Below are 16740 nucleotides of genomic sequence, written 5' to 3'. Positions count from 1 at the left end.
GGAGCAGCATGTCACTGAACACCAGCGTGGTCTGGGGCCACCCGAGCCTGCGGGTCGTGCTGGACGTGTCGCCCGACGGCCCCGTCGGCGTGCGATCACTGTCCGGCGGCGGCTCCGAGCAGCGGCCCAGAACGACGCAGCCGCTGGTGGAGCTGCTCCTCCCGGGTACGGGGCGGGCGCGCGCCTCGCACCGCTTCTCCCAGACCACGGTCGGCCGCCGCCTGGCCTACCGGGGCTGCGACCAGCGCAGGGACGGCGTCTGGCACGTGCTGCGGGTGGACCTGCACGATGCCGGGAGCGGGCTGGACGCCGAGGTGTTCCTGCGCTCGGCCGACGGCGTGGGGGCGCTCCAGACCTGGACGACGGTGACGAACCGGGGTCCGGAGCCGGCGCTGCTGCTGGCGGTGTCGTCGTTCGCCGCCATGTTCGCGGGTCCGGCCGGCGCCGTGGACGTGGTGCGGGGCGACAGCGAGTGGCTCGGCGAGAGCCGCTGGACGCGGGAGCCGCTGCGCGCGGCCGTACCGGATCTGGGGCTGGCGGCGCACGGGCAGGACGGCCGCGGCGTGCTGGCGGTCACCAGCACCGGCACCTGGTCGACCGGCGGGCGGCTGCCGACGGGCGGCCTGATCGACCGGGACGGCGGGCGGGCGTGGCTGTGGCAGATCGAGCACAACGGCGCCTGGCGCTGGGAGGTGGGCGAGCGGCTCGACGGCCCGTACGTCGCGCTGCTCGGCCCCACCGACCTCGACCACCAGTGGCAGCACCGGCTCGAACCGGGCGAGTCGTTCACCACGGTGCCGGTGTCGGTCGCGGTGTCCGGCGAGGGGCTGGAGGGGGCCGCCGCCGCGCTCACCGCGCACCGGCGGGCGATCGTGCGGCCGCACCCCGACCGGGAGCGGCTGCCGGTGGTGTTCAACGACTACATGAACACGCTGATGGGCGACCCGACCACGGCCAAGCTGCTGCCGCTGATCGACGCCGCGGCCGGCGCGGGCGCCGAGGTGTTCTGCGTGGACGCCGGCTGGTACGACGACGGCGGCGCCTGGTGGGACAGCGTCGGCGAGTGGCAGCCCTCGCAGACGCGCTTCCCGCGCGGCATCGAGGAGGTCCTCGGCCACATCAGGGAGCTCGGCATGGTGCCGGGGCTCTGGCTGGAGCCGGAGGTGATCGGGGTACGCAGCCCCATGGCCGACAAGCTGCCGCCGGAGGCGTTCCTGCAGCGCGGCGGCGTACGGCTGGCCGAGCACGGCCGCCACCACCTGGACCTGCGCCACCCCCGCGCGGTCGCGCACCTGGACCAGGTCGTGGACCGCCTGGTGGAGGAGCTCGGCGTCGGCTACTTCAAGCTCGACTACAACATCGACCCGGGCGCGGGCACCGACCTGGCCGCCGGCAGCGCGGGCGACGGGCTGCTCGCTCACAACCGGGCGCATCTGGCCTGGCTGGACGGCGTGCTGGAGCGGCATCCCGGGCTGATCCTGGAGAACTGCGCGTCCGGCGCCATGCGCATGGACTACGCGATGCTGTCGCGGCTGCACCTGCAGTCCACCAGCGACCAGCAGGACTTCCGCCGGTATCCGCCGATCGCGGTGGCGGCGCCGATGTCGGTGCTGCCAGAGCAGGCGGCGAACTGGGCCTATCCGCAACCGGACATGTCGGACGAGGAGCTGGCCTTCGCCCTGTGCACCGGCCTGCTGGGCCGCCTGTACCTGTCCGGCCACCTGGACGGGATGCGCCCCGGCCAGCTCGAGGCGGTGCGCGACGCGGTGCGCGTGTACCGGGAGCTGCGCGCGGACGTGGCCGGGGCGGTGCCGCTGTGGCCGCTCGGCCTGCCCGGCTGGGACGACCCCTGGCTGGCGCTGGGCCTGCGGGCCGGGGACACCACGTACCTCGGGGTGTGGCGCCGGGGCGGGGCGGGCGAGGTGCGGGTGCCGCTGCCGCACCTCGCCGGCCGGCCCGTCGAGATCGACGTCCGCTATCCCCGGCATCTGCCCGCGTGGGAGCACAGGTGGGACTCCGGCGTCCTGACGCTCACCCCGCACGATGACGAGCCGGTCACGGCCCGCGTCTTCCGCATCCGTTCCGCCCCATGAGAGGGACCACCACCATGACGAAGAGATGGACGGCGGTCGCCGCCGCGTCGGCGCTCGCGCTCGGGCTCGCCGCCTGCAGCGACCCCTCCGCCGAGACCCCGGTGACGGCCGCGGCGACCTGGGCCGATCCGGCCGCGAGGCTCGACGGCGTGAAGCTGACGATCTGGGCCGCGCAGAACAGCAACACCGTGCCCCGCAAGGTCGTGGAGGGCTTCCAGCGGGCGACGGGCGCGACGGTCGAGGTCGTGACGATCCCGGACCCGTACGAGCAGGGCATCCAGACCAAGGTCGCCACCGGCGACAAGCCCGACCTGGCGTTCTGGCAGCCGACGGCGTCGATGCTGACCGCGATCAACGCCAGGACGAACCTGCAGCCGCTCGACGACGCCCCGTGGCTGGCCAAGCTGGCGCCCGACCTGCGCGACATCACCGGCCTGCTGGACGGCACCCGGTACGCGGCGCTGATCACCAGCCCGGCCGTCGAGGGCGTCTACTACAACAAGGAGGTCTTCGCCGCCAACAAGATCACCGAGACGCCCAAGAACTTCGGCGAGATGGTCGAGCTGGCCCGCACGCTCAAGTCCAAGGGGGTGACCCCGTTCTTCGAGATGGCCGGCGACAAGTGGGCCACGCAGTGGTGGGTTCAGGTCCAGCTCGCCGACGCGGCCAAGAGCGGGCTCTGGGAGAAGATCAACAAGGGGCAGGAGACGTTCAGCGGCCCGGTCGTGCTGGACGCGATCAGGACGTACAAGAAGCTGATCGACGAGGGCCTGTTCAACCCCGACATCGAGACCGCCAAGTTCGAGGACCAGGGGGCGGCGCTGCTGGCGGGCAAGGCGGCCATGGTCGTGCAGGTCAACTCGTTCTTCGGTCAGCTCCAGGCCACGGCCGACACCGCGGAGCTGGACGAGAAGATCGGGTTCTTCCCGATCTCGCCGACGGGCAACGTCGGCACGTTCATCCCCGACCAGTCCAACGCGCTGGTGGCGTTCAAGACCGGTGACGCCAAGAGGGAGGCGGCGGCGCGGCAGTTGCTGGCGTACTGGATGGGGCCCGGCTACCCGGACTTCGTCGCCGACCGCGCCACCGTCTCGCTGCAGCCGTCGGTGCCCAGCCCGGACGGCGTGCCGCAGGCGCTGCTCGACGTGCACGCCTCGCTGCCGTCGGCGGTCGGGTCGATGCAGGCGCTGGCGGTGGCGAACCCGGACCTGTACCTGAACCTGGCCGACATGATCACCGGGACCATGACGCCGGAGAAGGTGGCCTCGGCCACGCAGGAGCAGTTCGCGCAGCTCGCCAAGGCGGCCGGGGCGACAGGCTTCTGATGCTGACGACGGCCCCGCACCGTCCCGCGGCGCGTACGCAGGCGCCGCCGCGGCGGGCCATCAGGCGGCGGACGCATCCCATGTGGTTCATGGTGCCCGCGTTCGCCATCCTGCTGGTCTTCTTCTTCCTGCCGACGGTGTTCAACTTCGTCTACGCGTTCACCGACTGGTCCGGCTTCAAGGCGGAGATCCGGCCCGTCGGCCTGGACAACTTCACCGACCTGGGCTCCAACGGCACGCTGTTCCGCTCGCTGCGGGTCACGGTCGTGTACGCGGTGCTGGTCGCGATCTTCCAGAACGCCTTCGGCTTCGCCCTGGCGGTGCTCCTGGAGCGCGACACCCGGCTCAACCGGGTGGCCAGGGTGTTCTTCCTCATCCCGGTGCTGATGTCCGCGCTGGCCGTCGGCTACATCTTCCAGGCCCTGCTCAAGCCGGAGGGCAGCGTGAACCGGCTGCTGGGCGCGCTGCTCGGGACCCCGGTGGACCACGCCTGGCTGGGCGACACCACGTGGACGATCGTGGTGGTCGCGCTCATCCACGCCTGGAAGTGGATGGGCCTGTCGATGCTCATCTACCTGGCGGGGCTGAAGACGATCCCCGAGGAGCTGGTCGAGGCGGCCCGGATCGACGGGGCGTCGCGGTGGCGGACGTTCTGGCGGGTGCGCTTCCCGCTGCTGGCGCCCGCGATCACGTTCAACGTGGCGACCGCGCTGCTGGGCTCCATGAACGGCTTCGACATCGCCCAGGCCACGACGGGCGGCGGCCCGGCCCGTACGACGGAGATCCTCAACATCTTCATCTACCGCACCTTCGGCCAGGGCCTGTTCGCGCAGGCCACGACCATGAGCCTGGTGCTGTTCCTGCTGGTGGCCCTCATGGCCTTCCCGGTCATCTACATCCTGCGCAAGCGCGAGGAGGTCCTGTGAGCGACGCGCGGCTCTGGCCGCGGCTGCAGCCGCTGGTCACGACCGTCCTGGTCGCCGGCTCGATCGGCGTGCCGCTGTGGCTCGTACTGGTCACGGCGGCCAAGTCGCGCGGCGAGGCGCTGACGCCCGACCTGTCCCTGCCCACCGAGTGGCACCTGCTGGACAACCTCGCGCGGGTGTGGACGGAGGGCGAGGTGCTGCCGGCCGCGCTGGGCAGCCTGCTGGTCGTGGTGCCCGCCGTGGCCGGGGTGCTGCTGTTCGGGTCGATGGCGGCCTGGATCCTGGCCAGGCGCGCCACCCGGGTCAACGCGGTCCTGTACGCGCTGGCGATCAGCGGCATCGTGCTGCCTCCCGCCGTGGTCACCGTGGTGCTGCTGCTGCGCCAGCTCGGCCTGGCGGGCACCGCGACGGGGATGATCGGCGTCTACATGGGCATCTACCTGTCCACGGTGATCTTCTTCGTGACCGGTTTCGTGCGCACGATCCCGGTCTCGCTGGAGGAGGCGGCCCAGCTCGACGGGGCGGGCCCGCTGCGGGTCTTCTGGCTGGTGGTGCTGCCGCTGCTGCGCCCGGTGCTGGCCACGGCGACGATCCTGGTCTGCCTGTACGTCTGGAACGACGTCTTCTACGCCTTCTTCGTCATCGGCGGCCGGCTGGACACGCTGCCGCTCAACCTGTTCCGCGTGGCCAGCGCGGGCCTCTACCTCAACAACTGGCACCTCATCTTCGCCTACGTGATCCTGATGAGCCTGCCGCTGATCGTGGTGTTCGCGGTCGCCCAGCGGAAGATCATCTCGGGGATCACCAGTGGTGCTGTCAAATAGTAATTGTATGATAACCGACTGTGAGCACTAATCAGACGGAAATAGCCGTTACCTCCGGTCCGCGCGTCCTCATGGAGCGGCCGGGCGATCGCCCCGTCACCTCGCCCGAGATCCCGCACCAGCAGCTCGACCAGATCGCGCCGGCGGAGCTGCAGGAGGAGCTGTGGCGCCGCATGGCCGACCTTGACCACGTACGCACCGGCGCCAGCGTCGTCTCCCTGCCCGAGACGCGGGCGCTGCACCTCGACCCCGGGCACGCCTTCAGGCCCGACTCGGCGTTCGTCCGCGACAGCACCGAGTTCGCGCACCTGCACGGCGCCCGCGACGGCAGCCTGCACGCGCTGCTGCCCGAGGGCGAGGCGGCGGAGGTCGTGGCGAAGGGCTGGGGCGAGTTCCATCCGCTGGTGCACACGGGTCACTGCCCGCCCACCCTGCTGATGGTCTACGGGCCACGCGACCCGGAGGAGCTGGAGGTCGTGTGGGACCTGGTGCGGCGCAGCCACGCCTTCGCCGCCGGCCAGGTCCTCTGACCCGCGCGGGCGATCTACGCCACGACCGGGAAGTTGGCGCGCAGCACACCGCGCGGGTCGCGGGCCCGCTTGATCTCCCGCAGCCTGGCGAGGTCCCGCTCGGAGAAGGCCGCCGCGGCCCGCTCCCCCCGCCCCAGCATCGTGTACGGCTTGCGCCCGCTGACCGGCAGCGCCTCCGCCAGGGCCGCCTGCCTGGCGCCCACCGCCTCCGACAGCCCGGGGTTGAGCGCGAGCCCGAGCGTGGAGAGCAGATACGGCTCACTCAGCGGCCCGCTCGGCCCGGCACCGGGACGCGTGGCGGCCAGTGCTCCGCCCAGGTGCCTGAGCTGCAGGCCGACCAGCGGCTCCAGCGGCGCGTCGAGCAGGACGCGGGCCGCCGCGTCGTCCAGGCGGGTCAGCAGCTCCACGCGGGAGCGGCCGGGCGCCGGGTCGGTGGGCTCGGCGGTGATCGTGCCCAGATCGGCCACGGCCACCACGCCCCGCTTGTCGGCGATCACATCATCGATCTTGTCCAGGCGGGTGAGCAGCGCGCGCCCCTCGTCCTCCTCGCCGAGGAACGCGACGTCCAGCGCGACCATGGGCGGCGCCTGCGGGAACTGCGCCCGGTTGAACCAGATGGACAGCTCGTCCGGCGCGCCGGCGGTCAGCTCGCGGAAGGCCTCGAACACCTCGGCGGTGCGGTGGCCGGGCCACAGCAGGCGGCCTCCGTACAGGGCGGGCGCCGGGTAGAGCTCGAACTCGATCGCGGTGACCAGCGCGAAGTCGCCACCGCCGCCGCGCAGCGCCCAGAACAGGTCGGGGTCGGAGGCGGCGGTCACGGTCGCCCGCTCACCGTCGGCGTGGACCACGTCGAAGGACCGCACGCTGTCGGCCGCGAAGCCGTGCCGGCGGCCGAACCAGCTCAGGCCGCCGCCGAGGGTGTAACCGGTCACGCTGACGACCGGGCTGCTGCCGGCCAGCCCGGTCAGGCCGTGAGGCCCGGTCGCGGCCAGCGCCTCGCCCCAGGCGACCCCGGCGCCCACGCGGGCGATCCGCTCGTCCGGGCGGACCTCGACGCCGCCCAGCCGGCCGGTGCGCAGCAGGATCACACCGTCGGTGTCGCCGGACGCGCCGTGGCCCCTGGGCTGGGCGCTCACCGTCAGGCCGGCCTTGTCCGCGTACCGGACCACCGCCGCCACGTCGTCCGCGTCCTCGGCCGTCACGACGGCGGCGACGCGCTGCGCCACCGACAGGTTCCAGGGCCTGGCCTCCTGCTCGAACCCGTCGTCACCGGGCAGCAGCACCTCGCCTCGCACCGCACCGCGCAGATCCGTGTTCGTCATGTCTCGTCAGCTCCTCTGGTGTCATCAGCCCCCGAAGGTCCGGGGTCACCGCTATGACGGACGCGACGGGCAAGACGTGACGGCTCGCCGCGACATTTCTCCGCCGGGCCGCCCGCAGGCCCGGCAGCGCCGCTGAGCTCGGCGTTCGGCCGAGGCCGGGACCGAAATCGGTTTGGCGGCGGCGTTCCCGTACGGCATATTCGCTCGGATGGAACGTGACCTGATCAGCCACCTCGCCCACGGCGACCACCCCATCTCCGCGCCCGTCTCCGAGGGCAACCTGGAACGCCTGCTGACCCGGGCGAAACTGCCGCCCCAGGCCCGCATCCTCGACCTCGGCTGCGGTGAGGCGGCGTGGCTCATCAGGGCGCTGACCCTCTATCCGGACGCGACCGCCGACGGGGTGGACATCTCGGAGCACGCCCTGTCCGGAGCGGCTGAGGAGGCGGCCCGCCGCGGCGTGGCCGACCGGCTCCGCCTGCACCACTCCCCCGCCGCCGACCACACCGCCGACGTCCCGTACGACCTGGTCCTGTGCGTCGGCTCCACCCACGCCTTCGGCGGCCTGGCGGAGACCCTGAACGCCGTACGCCCGCGCCTGCGCCCTTCCTCCGGGCTCGCCCTGATCGGCGAGACCTTCTGGGAGCGGCCGCCCTCACCGGAGCTCCTCTCCCTGCTCGACACCAAACTCGACGACTACGCCGACCTGGCCGGCACGGTGGAGCGCATGGAGGGCGCCGGCTTCGCCACCGTCTACGGCCACACCAGCACACGGGCGGAGTGGGACGACTACGAGTGGTCCTGGACCGGCACCCTGACGCGCTGGGCGCTCGACCACCCGGGCCCGGACGGCGACACCGCCCTGACCGCCGCCCGCGGCCACCGGGACGTGTGGCTCAACGGCTACCGAGACGTCCTGGGCTTCACCACGCTCCTCCTCAGAACAACCACATGACTCCTCAGGACCACGTGACGGGCAGGGCGGCGGGGCCGGCGTCGACGCCGTCGCGGGCCCATTCCAGGTCCTCGACGGCGCCCCGGAGGCGCAGGCCGGGCAGCCGCCGGGCGAGCGCGCCGAACGTGGCCCGGATCTCCGCGCGGGCCAGCGGCGCGCCCAGGCAGAAGTGCATGCCGTGACCGAACACCAGTGACGGGCTGGACCGCCGCTCCGGCGCGAACGCGTCGGGGTCGGCGAAGTGCTCGGGGTCGCGGTGGGCGGCCTCGAGCCGTACCAGGACCAGGTCACCGGCGCCGATCGCGGCTCCGGCCAGGTCGAGGTCGGTCTGGGCGTACCGGGGGAAGGGCTCGCCGGTCACCCCGGCCTGCAGACGCAGCGTCTCCTCGACGACCGCGTCGAGCTCGGCCGGGGTGGCGGTGGCCATGGCCGCCAGCCGTCCTTGCGTGAGCAGGCGCAGGGCGGCGGTGGACATGCCGTTGCGGGCCGACAGGTAGCCGGCGGAGACGATCGTGGCGGCCATGGCGACCAGCTCGCCGTCACTGAGCCGCCCGTCCTCGGCGTCCCGTACGGCGATCAGCGAGCTGAGCAGATCGTCACCGGGGTCCGCCCGCCTGGCCTCGATCAGCGTGGCGGCGTAGGCGGCCAGCTCCTCCCACGCCCGGGCCGCCTTGATCAGCTCCTCCTCGGCCCCGAAGAGGAAGTCGGCCCCGCTCGCGGCGTCGGCCACGGCACGGAAGCGCTCGCGATCGCCGATCTCCACGCCGAGCAGCTCACCGATCGTCGTGATCGACAAGGGCGTGGCCAGGTCCGCCACGAGATCGGCGGGCGGCCCGGCGTGGGCGATCGCCTCGACGAGCTCCTCCGCGAGCCCTTCGATGCGGCCGCGCAGCACGTCGATGGCGCGCGGGTTGAACGCCTTGGACACCAGCCGCCGCAGCCTGGCGTGCGCCTCCCCGTCCTGGAACAACGTGTCGTTGCCCGCGCCCGTCGTACCGGGCGGCACCACCCCGAACCGCCGATCCGACAGGACGGCGGCGACGGCCTCGTAGGAGGTGACCAGCCAGGCGCGGCGGCCGTCAGGGGTGCGTACTGAGGTGACGGGCTCCTTGTCACGGAGGTCCGCGTACTCGGGGGGCGGTTCGAGGGGGTGGGGACGGTCGAACGGGAACGTCGTCATGTGCGGCACCTTTCCGGTGAATGATCGGCCTGCCACCAGTGAAGACGTTGACGTCGCGTCAAGGTCAAACGGGGAGGATCCGGTCTTCCTGACTGGTCAGGGTGCCCAGAGGCCGCCTTGCGGGTCACGGCTTCCTCGCCCTTGTGTCCAGCCTGGTCCGCCGGGATGGCGCGCGGTATGCGTCAGGTGACTGCTTCCATGGCCTGGCGTGCCCTTATTCCTGGTGGCCGGCCCCCGTGAGGGCGCCCTCGATGAGGTCGCGAAGCTGGGATCGGGCGGTGATGCCCAGCTTGGGGAAACTGCGGTAGAGGTGCGAGCCGACCGTGCGCGGGGACAGGAAGAGCCTTTCGCCGATCTCACGGTTGGTCAGCCCGCGGGCGGCGAGCCTGATGATCTGCTGCTGTTGCGGGGAGAGTTCGGCGAGCGCGTCGGGGGTCGAGTCCGTGACGTCGAGGCCGGCGGCGCGCGATTCGGCCCGGGCGCGTTCGATCCACGGGCGTGCTCCCAGGCGCCGGAAGACCTCCAGAGCCTCGGTGAGCGGCCCACGCGCCTCTGCGATGCGCCGACGGCGCCGCAGCCATTCGGCGAGGTCGAGCAGGGTCTGTGCGCGTTCGAAGGGCCAGTACTCCAGTGCCGGATCCGCCAGAGCCGCCCGGAAGTGCGGCTCGGCGTCCTCGAGGTCCGCCAGCAGGCCACGGGCCCGGCTGATCAGCGCGCGCAGACGAGGTGAGGCGTTGTCCGCCGGCGCACATGCCGAACGCTCGACGATCGCGACAGCTTCCGAGCGGCGGCCGCAGCGCACGGCGGCGGCGGCCAGCTCCGCGAGGGCCGGGTAGGAGGCGTGGTAGTGCACGGGCGCGCCGTCCGCCGTGAAGGCCATGCGGAGCTGGTCGTACGCGCTCTCATAGGCGCCTTCCGCGGCTGCCGCGGCACCGAGCGCACGACGGGCGTAGACGTGGACCGAGCGGCTTTCCAGCGGATCGACCAGGGTGAGCGCGTCCTCGGCCTGTGCGCGGGCCGTCGCCGTGTCACCCTGGAAGGCCAGCACGGTGGCGTCCACGGTGACCGCACAGGCCACGGCGTGGTCGAGGCCGGCCGCCCGGCCGACCGCGATCGTACGGGCGCAGGCCTCACGGGCCTGTCCCCACCTCCCTCGTTCCACATGGGCCCAGGCGACCGCGCCGCCCAGGCCCTCCGGCAGTGGTCCCTGCAGCTCCCAGCGGTGGAAGGCCTCGTCGAAGGCGCGTACGGCCTGCGGGGTCTCGTCCAGGAGCCACGCCATGATCCCGGCGGTGGTGAGCTGTTCCGGCCGGGCTGCCGCCTCGGCCGCCAACCGCGGGAGCAGGCGGACGAGTCGGGGCCGGTCGTCGAAGGGGTCCGACACAGCCCTCACCCAGGTGCGCAAGCCCGCGGATGCGGCGTCCTCGGGAAGGCGCCGCAGGATGTCCTGGATACGGCGCCGCTGGGTGTCGTCTCCGGAGTAGAAGCGGACCACGGCGGCGCCGGCCAGCAGGTCCAGCGCGGCGGCGGGCTGGGAGACCGCCAACTCCTCGGCGGCGTCGGCCAGCCGGGAGAAGACCACGCCGTGGCGTCCGGTCAGGACCGCCAGCCGCCCGGCCTGCACGGCGGCGGAGGCGAGCAGGGTCACGTCATCCGTACGCGCGCGTGCCGCGGCGGCCAGTTCCTCGACCCAGGCGATGTCCCCGGTGAACACGGCCGCCGCAGCGGCTTCGACCAGCAGGCGGGCACCGTCGGCACGCTGCGGCGCGAGTTCCGCGGCGCGCTGCAGGGCCTTGGCCGCCGCCGCATGGCCGCCGCGCCGGCGGGCCCTGGCCGCGGTCCGCGCCAGCTCCGCCGACACGGCCGCGTCGGGTCCCGGGCAGGCGGCGGCCAGGTGCCAGGCACGCCGATCCGGTTCGTCCCGCAGCATCTCGGCGAGCGCGAGGTGAGCCTCGCGCTGGGCGTCCAAGGACGCGGCGTGATACACGGCGGACCGGACCAGTGGGTGGCGGAACCGGACGTCCCGGCCGGTCCGCCGGACCAGCCCCGCCTGCTCGGCGGGCAGCCAGGCCTCGTCCTCCGCGCGCGGCAGCCCGGCCGGGACGGCGATCACGGCGTCGGCGCCGTCCATGGCGGCCAGGAGCAGCAGGGCCCGCGTGGTGGAGGCGGGGAGGCCGTGCAGGCGGGCCGCGAAGATCCGCTCCAGGTGATCGGTGAGCGGGAGCGGACCCGCCGGCGGCGGCGCCGTGGCCGCGTCGTGCGCGGTGGCCGCCCTCGTCAGCTCCACCAGGGCCGCTTTCCGCAACGTCCCCTACGCCGCCCCGCCCCGCGGCGCCGACCGGTTCGCGGTGCCCCGGCTGCACGAGCCGTGGGACGGCGTACGGGACGCCACCGCGCCGGGGCCCAACGCGCCGCAGTCCGAGCGCAAGCTCGGCAGCGTGGACATGTCCCCTTACTTCGGCACCGGTTGGAGCCGCGGGGAGGACTACCTCACCGTCAACGTCTGGACGCCCGCCGCCGGCGGCGGCGACCTGCCCGTCATGGTGTTCGTCCACGGCGGCGGATTCGTCGCCGGATCGACGCGATCCATGATGTACGACGGCTCCGCCTTCGCCCGCGACGGCGTCGTCCTCGTCACCCTCAACTACCGGCTCGGCATCGCCGGGTTCCTCGACATCCCCGGCGCGCCCGCCAACCGCGGCCTGCTCGACGTCGTCGCCGCACTGCGCTGGGTGCGGGAGAACATCGCCGCGTTCGGCGGCGACCCGCGCAACGTCACCCTCTTCGGCCAGTCGGCCGGGGCGACCATCGTCGGCGGCGTCCTCGCCACCCCCGAAGCCACCAGCCTCTTCCGCCGGGCGATCGTCCAGAGCGGCAGCGGCCTGGGGGCGTTCACCCCCGAGCAAGCCGCCCGCGTCACCCAGGCGGCCGCCGCGGCCCTGGGCATCGAGCCCCATGTCGACGCCTTCGCGGACATCTCCGACGAGCGCCTGGTCAAGGCCGCCTCCCGGCTCGCGGGCATCGACCTGCGGACCGAGAGCCACGCTGACCCGCTGATCGGGCTCAGCCCCTTCAGCCTGGTCCTCGACACGCAGCCCGCCGAATCCGTCGCGGCCGGGCTCGGCAACGACGTCGACCTGCTCATCGGGACCAACACCGAAGAGGGAAACCTCTATCTGGTCCCGGTGGGCAAGTACTCCACCTCGACCGCCGGGGACGTCGACGACGCGGCGGCGCGCTCGCACCCCCATCCGACGCAACTCGTCGAGACGTACCGGAAGGCACGCCCCGAGGCGTCCTTCGGCGGGCTGCGCTCCGCCATCATGGGCGACGCGCTGTTCGGCGCGGGTAGCTGGGCCCTGGCCGACGCGCATGCCGCCCACCCCGGGTCCGCCACCTACGCCTACGAGTTCGCCTGGCGCTCCTACGCCCTGGACGGGGAACTCGGCGCCACCCACGCGGTCGAGCTGCCCTTCGTCTTCGATCTCGCGCACCTCCCCCGGTTGCACGGAGCCGCCGCCCTGCTCGGCCCTGACCGGCCCCCCGCGGATCTCGCCGCCCGCACGCACCAGACCTGGGTCCGGTTCGCCGGGACCGGCGACCCCGGCTGGGACCCGTACGACGACGAGCGCCGGGCCACGATGCGCATCGACGCCGAGTGGACCCAGGTCGACGATCCCCGCAGCCAGGAGCGACAGGCCTGGAGCCGGCCCTCGTAGGCGTCCGTCCGCACTCTTCGAGGACCCACCATGACCAGAACCGTCATCACCGCCGAGAACGCCCCCGCCTGGCGGGCCCGCTGTCCCAAGGCATCCGCAAGGGTCCCGTCCTGCAGGTCTCCGGGCAGTTCCCGCTCGATCCGGACACGGGCGAGGTCGTCGGCGCCACGGCCGCCGAGCAGACCGCGCAGACCCTGCGCAACGTCACCGCCGTGCTCGAGGCGGGCGGCGCGGGCTTGGAGGACGTCGTAATGCTCCGCTCCACGGGCGGGTGATCCGAGTGGTGGGCGGCCGGTGCCGGGTCAGGCGGCGGGGTGGAAGGTGGCGTTGAGGATGTCGGTGAACAGGCCCATGGGTGGGACGCCCCAGTCGCCGTTGACGTTCTGGGTGACGACGTGGTTGCCGTCGCGGGTGCCGTACAGGTAGGACCAGGCGCCGGTGATCATGCCGCCGTGGCCGTAGAGGGTGGTGCCGCCGGGCAGGGTGAGTGCGGAGATGCCCAGGCCGTAGCTGTAGCCGTCGAGCCACTTGCCGTCGGGGACCGGGATCATGGTGAACATCTCGGTCTGCTGGACGGGCGGTAGCAGGCGGCCGCTCAGCAGGGCGGTGAGGAAGGTGTTGAGGTCGGTGGCGGTGGAGATGATCTCGCCGACGCCGAAGGCGTATGAGGGGCTCAGTTCGGTGACGTCGTGGGCCGGCGCGTCGGTGCCGGGCAGCATGAGGGTGGAGTAGCTGCTCGTGTGGGGGCCGCGGAAGCCGGTCTCCTGGCCGGGGGCGTAGGTGCCGGTCAGGTTGAGCGGGCGGGCGATGCGGTAGGCGAGGGTGTCGGCGTACGACATGCCGGACGCCTTTTCGATGATCATGGCGGCGAGGACGAAGTTGGTGTTGGAGTAGCCCCAGTCCTGGCCGGGCCGGAAGTCGGCCGGGTGGGAGACGGCGATCTTCACGAGCTCTTCGGGGGCGACCTTGTCGAAGCGGTGCTGCAGGAGTCGGGGCGACCAGTAGCGCTCCAGCATGCCCGGGTCGAGGGTGTAGGCGAAGATGCCGCTGGTGTGGTTGAGCAGGTGCCGGATGGTGATGGTGGCGCCGTTGTGGCCGTTGCCGTGGACCAGGCCGGGCAGCCACGTGTCGAGGGTGTCGTCGAGGCTCAGGGTGTGCTCGGCGGCCAGTTGCAGGATCAGGGTGGCGGTGAAGGTCTTGGTGATGCTGCCGACGCGGAACTGCTCCTGCGGGGTGCGCGGGCGGCCGGTGGTGGTGTCGGCCACGCCGGCCGAGCCGAACCACTGCCGTGTGCCGGTGCGGATCTCGGTGATCGCGCCGGGGTAGCCCTGCTCGGTGATGGCGGCGTCGAGCAGGCGCTGGACCTGGGCCTGGCCGGGGACGATCAGGCCGGCGTGGGTGTTCATCGTGGGTCTCCTTGGTGGGGGTTGGTCGCCTTACTTCGATCTTCGCGACAGACGAAAAGTTACGTTGCATGCATCAAATCGTCAATCACAAATTCGCGAAGCAACGACGTTCATGCACGTGAACAGCACACAATCGTTGCATCATGGCTGTCGGCTAATGCAACAGCAGTGTCGGGAAGTTGCATGTCGTTGCCGTCGGATGCACACTGTCCGTCAACCGAGATCCCGAGCGACCAGGAGGCGGACGTAGTTGCCCGGAGACAGGCTCACCCCGCAGGACCGCCGCCAGATCGCCGATGGACTGGCCGGGGGGCTCACCTACGCCGAGATCGCCCGCCGCCTGAGCCGGCCCACCTCGACCATCACCCGCGAGGTGATGCGCAACGGCGGCCCCGGCGCCTACCGCGCCGACCAGGCCCAGCGTGCCGCCGACCGGCGCGTCCCCCAGCGCCGGACCGCCACCCCGGCGGCCGCACGCGGCGACGCCGACGCCCAGGGCCGCGACCGGCACACCGTAGGCCAGGTGGCCGACCAGCTCACCGGCCTGCTGACGCAGGCAGGGATCCCGCAGATGATGGCCAAGGTGCTGGCCGCCCTGTACACCACCGACAGCGGCAGCCTCACCTCCGCCGAACTCGTCCAGCGCCTGCAGGTCAGCCCCGCCTCCATCTCCAAGGCCGTCGGCTACCTCGAAGAGCAACGACTCATCCGGCGCGAACGCGACCCCCGGCGCCGGGCCGAGCGCTACGTCATCGACAACGACGTCTGGTACCAGGCCATGGTGGCCAGCGCCCGCGCCAACGCCCTGCTGGCCGACGCCGCCCGGCAAAGCGCCCGCACCCTCGGCCCGGCCACCCCCGCCGGCGTCCGGCTGCAGAACATGAGCGACTTCCTCACCAGCGTCGGTGACGACCTGACCCGCTCGGCCGAGCACTGGCGCCAGGTCTACACCACCCCGCAACCGAACCAGCGCGAGTGAAACCGCCCAGCGTCAACGCGTCCCCTGCCGTCGCGTCAGGGTCGTACCGGGAGGTCGCGGCCTGATCCTCTGGGGGACGCCTCCGCCGGGCGTCTCGTTAGAGTGTTACCGCTGAGTCGCTCTCCCCGTTGCGAGGACATGCATGGCGGACGAACCCTCCAGGCCACGACGGCTCACCGTCTACGCCGAAATCGCCGCCGTGCTGGCCCTTGTCGTGGCCATCGTGGGCGTGGTCGTGGCCTTCTTCGCCTTCGAGCACGACAAGGAGGCCGCCTCCGGGAACGCGGGGACCACTCCCGCGGTGACGGTCACGCAGTACGTCCGCACAACGGACAGTGCGCGACCGGAAGACGCCGGCTCTTCGTCACCCGGCTTCTGGGGTGTGACCGGAGTCGTGATCCTGACCGTGCTGACCGGCGTCCTCGCCGGTTTCCTGGTTTTCCTGTCCTGGGAAGAACTGGTCTCCGACCTCGCCGCCTGCCTCGCCATGGCCGTGATCGCGGGAGCGCACACGTACGTGCTCTCGCTGCTGGGCCTGAGTCTGATCTGGGCGATCATCGTGGCGGTCGCGTTCGCGGCGATCGGATTCCTCGCCAACGTGTTCGCCACCTAGCGAGCCGTCCCCCGGTCGTGCCCGATCAACGGAATGCGGCCAGGGCGACCGGCTGCCACTTCCGCCACGTGGCGAGCCGTTCCTCGTACTCGGCCGCGACCGGCTCGAGCGACCTGCCGAAGAAGATCCGTGCCGGCGGGTCGTCGGTGTCGGCCAGCTCCAGGATCGGCCCGCGCGTCGCCTTCGGGTCGCCGAGATCCCACGTGATCTCGGTGGTCGCGCGGACCTCGGCGTAGTCGGGGTGCTCGGCGCTGGTGCGGACGCTGCCGCCGCCGAAGTCGGTCGAGTACGGGCCGGGCTCCAGGCAGATGACGTCGATGCCGAAGTGCGCGACCTCCTTGCGGAGCGACTCCGACAGCCCCTCCACGGCCCACTTCGACGCGTGGTAGCCGCCGATGCCGGGGAACGCCCGGACGCCGCCCTCGCTGGTGACCTGGATGATCCGGCCGTGGGCCTGCGCGCGCAGCACGGGCAGGACCGCCTGCGTCACCCACAGCGTGCCGAAGAAGTTGGTCTCCATCTCGGCGCGGATCTCGGCCTCGGTCAGCTCCTCGACCATGCCGAAGTGGCCGTAGCCCGCGTTGTTGACCACCACGTCCAGTGTGCCGAAGCGCTCGGCCGCCTGCCGTACGGCGGCGAACACCGCGGCGCGGTCGGTGATGTCGAGCCGCAGGGGCAGCACGGCGTCGCCGTACTTCTCCGTGAGGGGACGCAGGTGGCCGATGTCGCGTGCGGTGGCGGCGACCCGGTCGCCCCGCTCGAGGGCGGCCTCCGACCACTCGCGGCCGAACCCCTTCGATGTGCCGGTGATGAACCACGTCTTGGACAACGTCCTCACCTCTTCATTGAGTACCTTCGATGATAACAG

Annotated in this window: 15 protein-coding genes; 10 read left to right on the top strand and 5 right to left on the bottom strand. The window is 72.3% G+C overall.

What is annotated here, in order from left to right; all coding sequences use genetic code 11:
- The first annotated feature begins 8 nt into the window (after window positions 1-8).
- The 5 genes from AB0I15_RS51125 to AB0I15_RS51105 are packed head-to-tail and all read left to right on the top strand — an operon-like array spanning window position 9 to window position 5698.
- A complete protein-coding gene (locus AB0I15_RS51125; protein ID WP_358113857.1) occupies window positions 9-2093 on the top strand; it encodes a glycoside hydrolase family 36 protein in 2085 nt (694 codons plus the stop codon).
- A 14-nt stretch (window positions 2094-2107) separates the two neighbouring features.
- Window positions 2108-3418, top strand: coding sequence for an ABC transporter substrate-binding protein (locus AB0I15_RS51120; RefSeq protein WP_358113855.1), 1311 nt, complete (start codon window positions 2108-2110; stop codon window positions 3416-3418).
- A complete protein-coding gene (locus AB0I15_RS51115) occupies window positions 3418-4344 on the top strand; it encodes a sugar ABC transporter permease (protein ID WP_358113853.1) in 927 nt (308 codons plus the stop codon). The genes AB0I15_RS51120 and AB0I15_RS51115 overlap by 1 nt, the downstream gene beginning before the upstream one ends.
- Window positions 4341-5168 carry a carbohydrate ABC transporter permease gene (locus AB0I15_RS51110; RefSeq protein ID WP_358113851.1) on the top strand — a complete coding sequence of 276 codons (828 nt, stop codon included), beginning with the start codon at window positions 4341-4343 and terminating at the stop codon, window positions 5166-5168. The genes AB0I15_RS51115 and AB0I15_RS51110 overlap by 4 nt, the downstream gene beginning before the upstream one ends.
- Window positions 5169-5188: 20 nt before the next feature.
- Entirely contained in the window at window positions 5189-5698 is a 510-nt protein-coding gene (locus tag AB0I15_RS51105) for a phospholipase (RefSeq protein WP_358113849.1), read from the top strand.
- Window positions 5699-5712: 14 nt separating this feature from the next.
- Here AB0I15_RS51105 and AB0I15_RS51100 read toward each other — a convergent pair whose 3' ends face one another.
- Complete coding sequence (locus AB0I15_RS51100) at window positions 5713-7020, bottom strand: FAD-binding oxidoreductase (protein WP_358113847.1); 1308 nt, start codon at window positions 7018-7020, stop codon at window positions 5713-5715.
- 208 nt (window positions 7021-7228) lie between these two features.
- On the opposite strand from AB0I15_RS51100, the gene AB0I15_RS51095 reads away from it, so the two are divergent.
- Complete coding sequence (locus tag AB0I15_RS51095) at window positions 7229-7975, top strand: class I SAM-dependent methyltransferase (protein ID WP_358113845.1); 747 nt, start codon at window positions 7229-7231, stop codon at window positions 7973-7975.
- Between the two features lie 4 nt (window positions 7976-7979).
- On the opposite strand, the gene AB0I15_RS51090 is transcribed toward AB0I15_RS51095, so the two are convergent.
- Both AB0I15_RS51090 and AB0I15_RS51085 read right to left on the bottom strand, forming a co-directional pair.
- Window positions 7980-9155 carry a cytochrome P450 gene (locus AB0I15_RS51090; RefSeq protein WP_358113843.1) on the bottom strand — a complete coding sequence of 392 codons (1176 nt, stop codon included), beginning with the start codon at window positions 9153-9155 and terminating at the stop codon, window positions 7980-7982.
- A gap of 214 nt (window positions 9156-9369) precedes the next feature.
- The gene (locus AB0I15_RS51085) at window positions 9370-11442 is read right to left on the bottom strand and encodes a LuxR C-terminal-related transcriptional regulator (RefSeq protein WP_358113841.1); all 2073 of its coding nucleotides are present in this window, start codon (window positions 11440-11442) and stop codon (window positions 9370-9372) included.
- Between AB0I15_RS51085 and AB0I15_RS51080 the strand changes: the two genes are divergently transcribed.
- Together AB0I15_RS51080 and AB0I15_RS51075 are read left to right on the top strand one after the other, a co-directional pair.
- Window positions 11369-12874, top strand: a complete 1506-nt coding sequence (locus tag AB0I15_RS51080; protein WP_358113839.1) for a carboxylesterase family protein — start codon at window positions 11369-11371, stop codon at window positions 12872-12874. The two genes, AB0I15_RS51085 and AB0I15_RS51080, sit on opposite strands and share 74 nt — an antisense overlap.
- Window positions 12814-13149, top strand: coding sequence for a Rid family hydrolase (locus AB0I15_RS51075; protein ID WP_358113837.1), 336 nt, complete (start codon window positions 12814-12816; stop codon window positions 13147-13149). The genes AB0I15_RS51080 and AB0I15_RS51075 overlap by 61 nt, the downstream gene beginning before the upstream one ends.
- A 27-nt stretch (window positions 13150-13176) precedes the next feature.
- Here the strand turns inward: AB0I15_RS51075 and AB0I15_RS51070 are convergent, their stop codons facing one another.
- On the bottom strand, window positions 13177-14280 hold the full coding sequence (locus AB0I15_RS51070; RefSeq protein WP_358113835.1) for a serine hydrolase domain-containing protein: 1104 nt from the start codon (window positions 14278-14280) through the stop codon (window positions 13177-13179).
- Between the two features lie 250 nt (window positions 14281-14530).
- On the opposite strand from AB0I15_RS51070, the gene AB0I15_RS51065 reads away from it, so the two are divergent.
- Both AB0I15_RS51065 and AB0I15_RS51060 read left to right on the top strand, forming a co-directional pair.
- Entirely contained in the window at window positions 14531-15259 is a 729-nt protein-coding gene (locus tag AB0I15_RS51065; protein ID WP_358113833.1) for a helix-turn-helix domain-containing protein, read from the top strand.
- 142 nt (window positions 15260-15401) lie between these two features.
- Complete coding sequence (locus tag AB0I15_RS51060) at window positions 15402-15872, top strand: hypothetical protein (protein WP_358113831.1); 471 nt, start codon at window positions 15402-15404, stop codon at window positions 15870-15872.
- Window positions 15873-15897: 25 nt separating this feature from the next.
- On the opposite strand, the gene AB0I15_RS51055 is transcribed toward AB0I15_RS51060, so the two are convergent.
- Window positions 15898-16701 (bottom strand): SDR family NAD(P)-dependent oxidoreductase, encoded by an 804-nt coding sequence (locus AB0I15_RS51055; protein WP_358113829.1) that lies wholly within the window; start codon window positions 16699-16701, stop codon window positions 15898-15900.
- Window positions 16702-16740 lie beyond the last annotated feature (39 nt).

The organism is Nonomuraea sp. NPDC050643, from assembly GCF_040654715.1.
Lineage (GTDB): Bacteria > Actinomycetota > Actinomycetes > Streptosporangiales > Streptosporangiaceae > Nonomuraea.
This window is presented reverse-complemented; position numbering and strand designations above follow the sequence as displayed.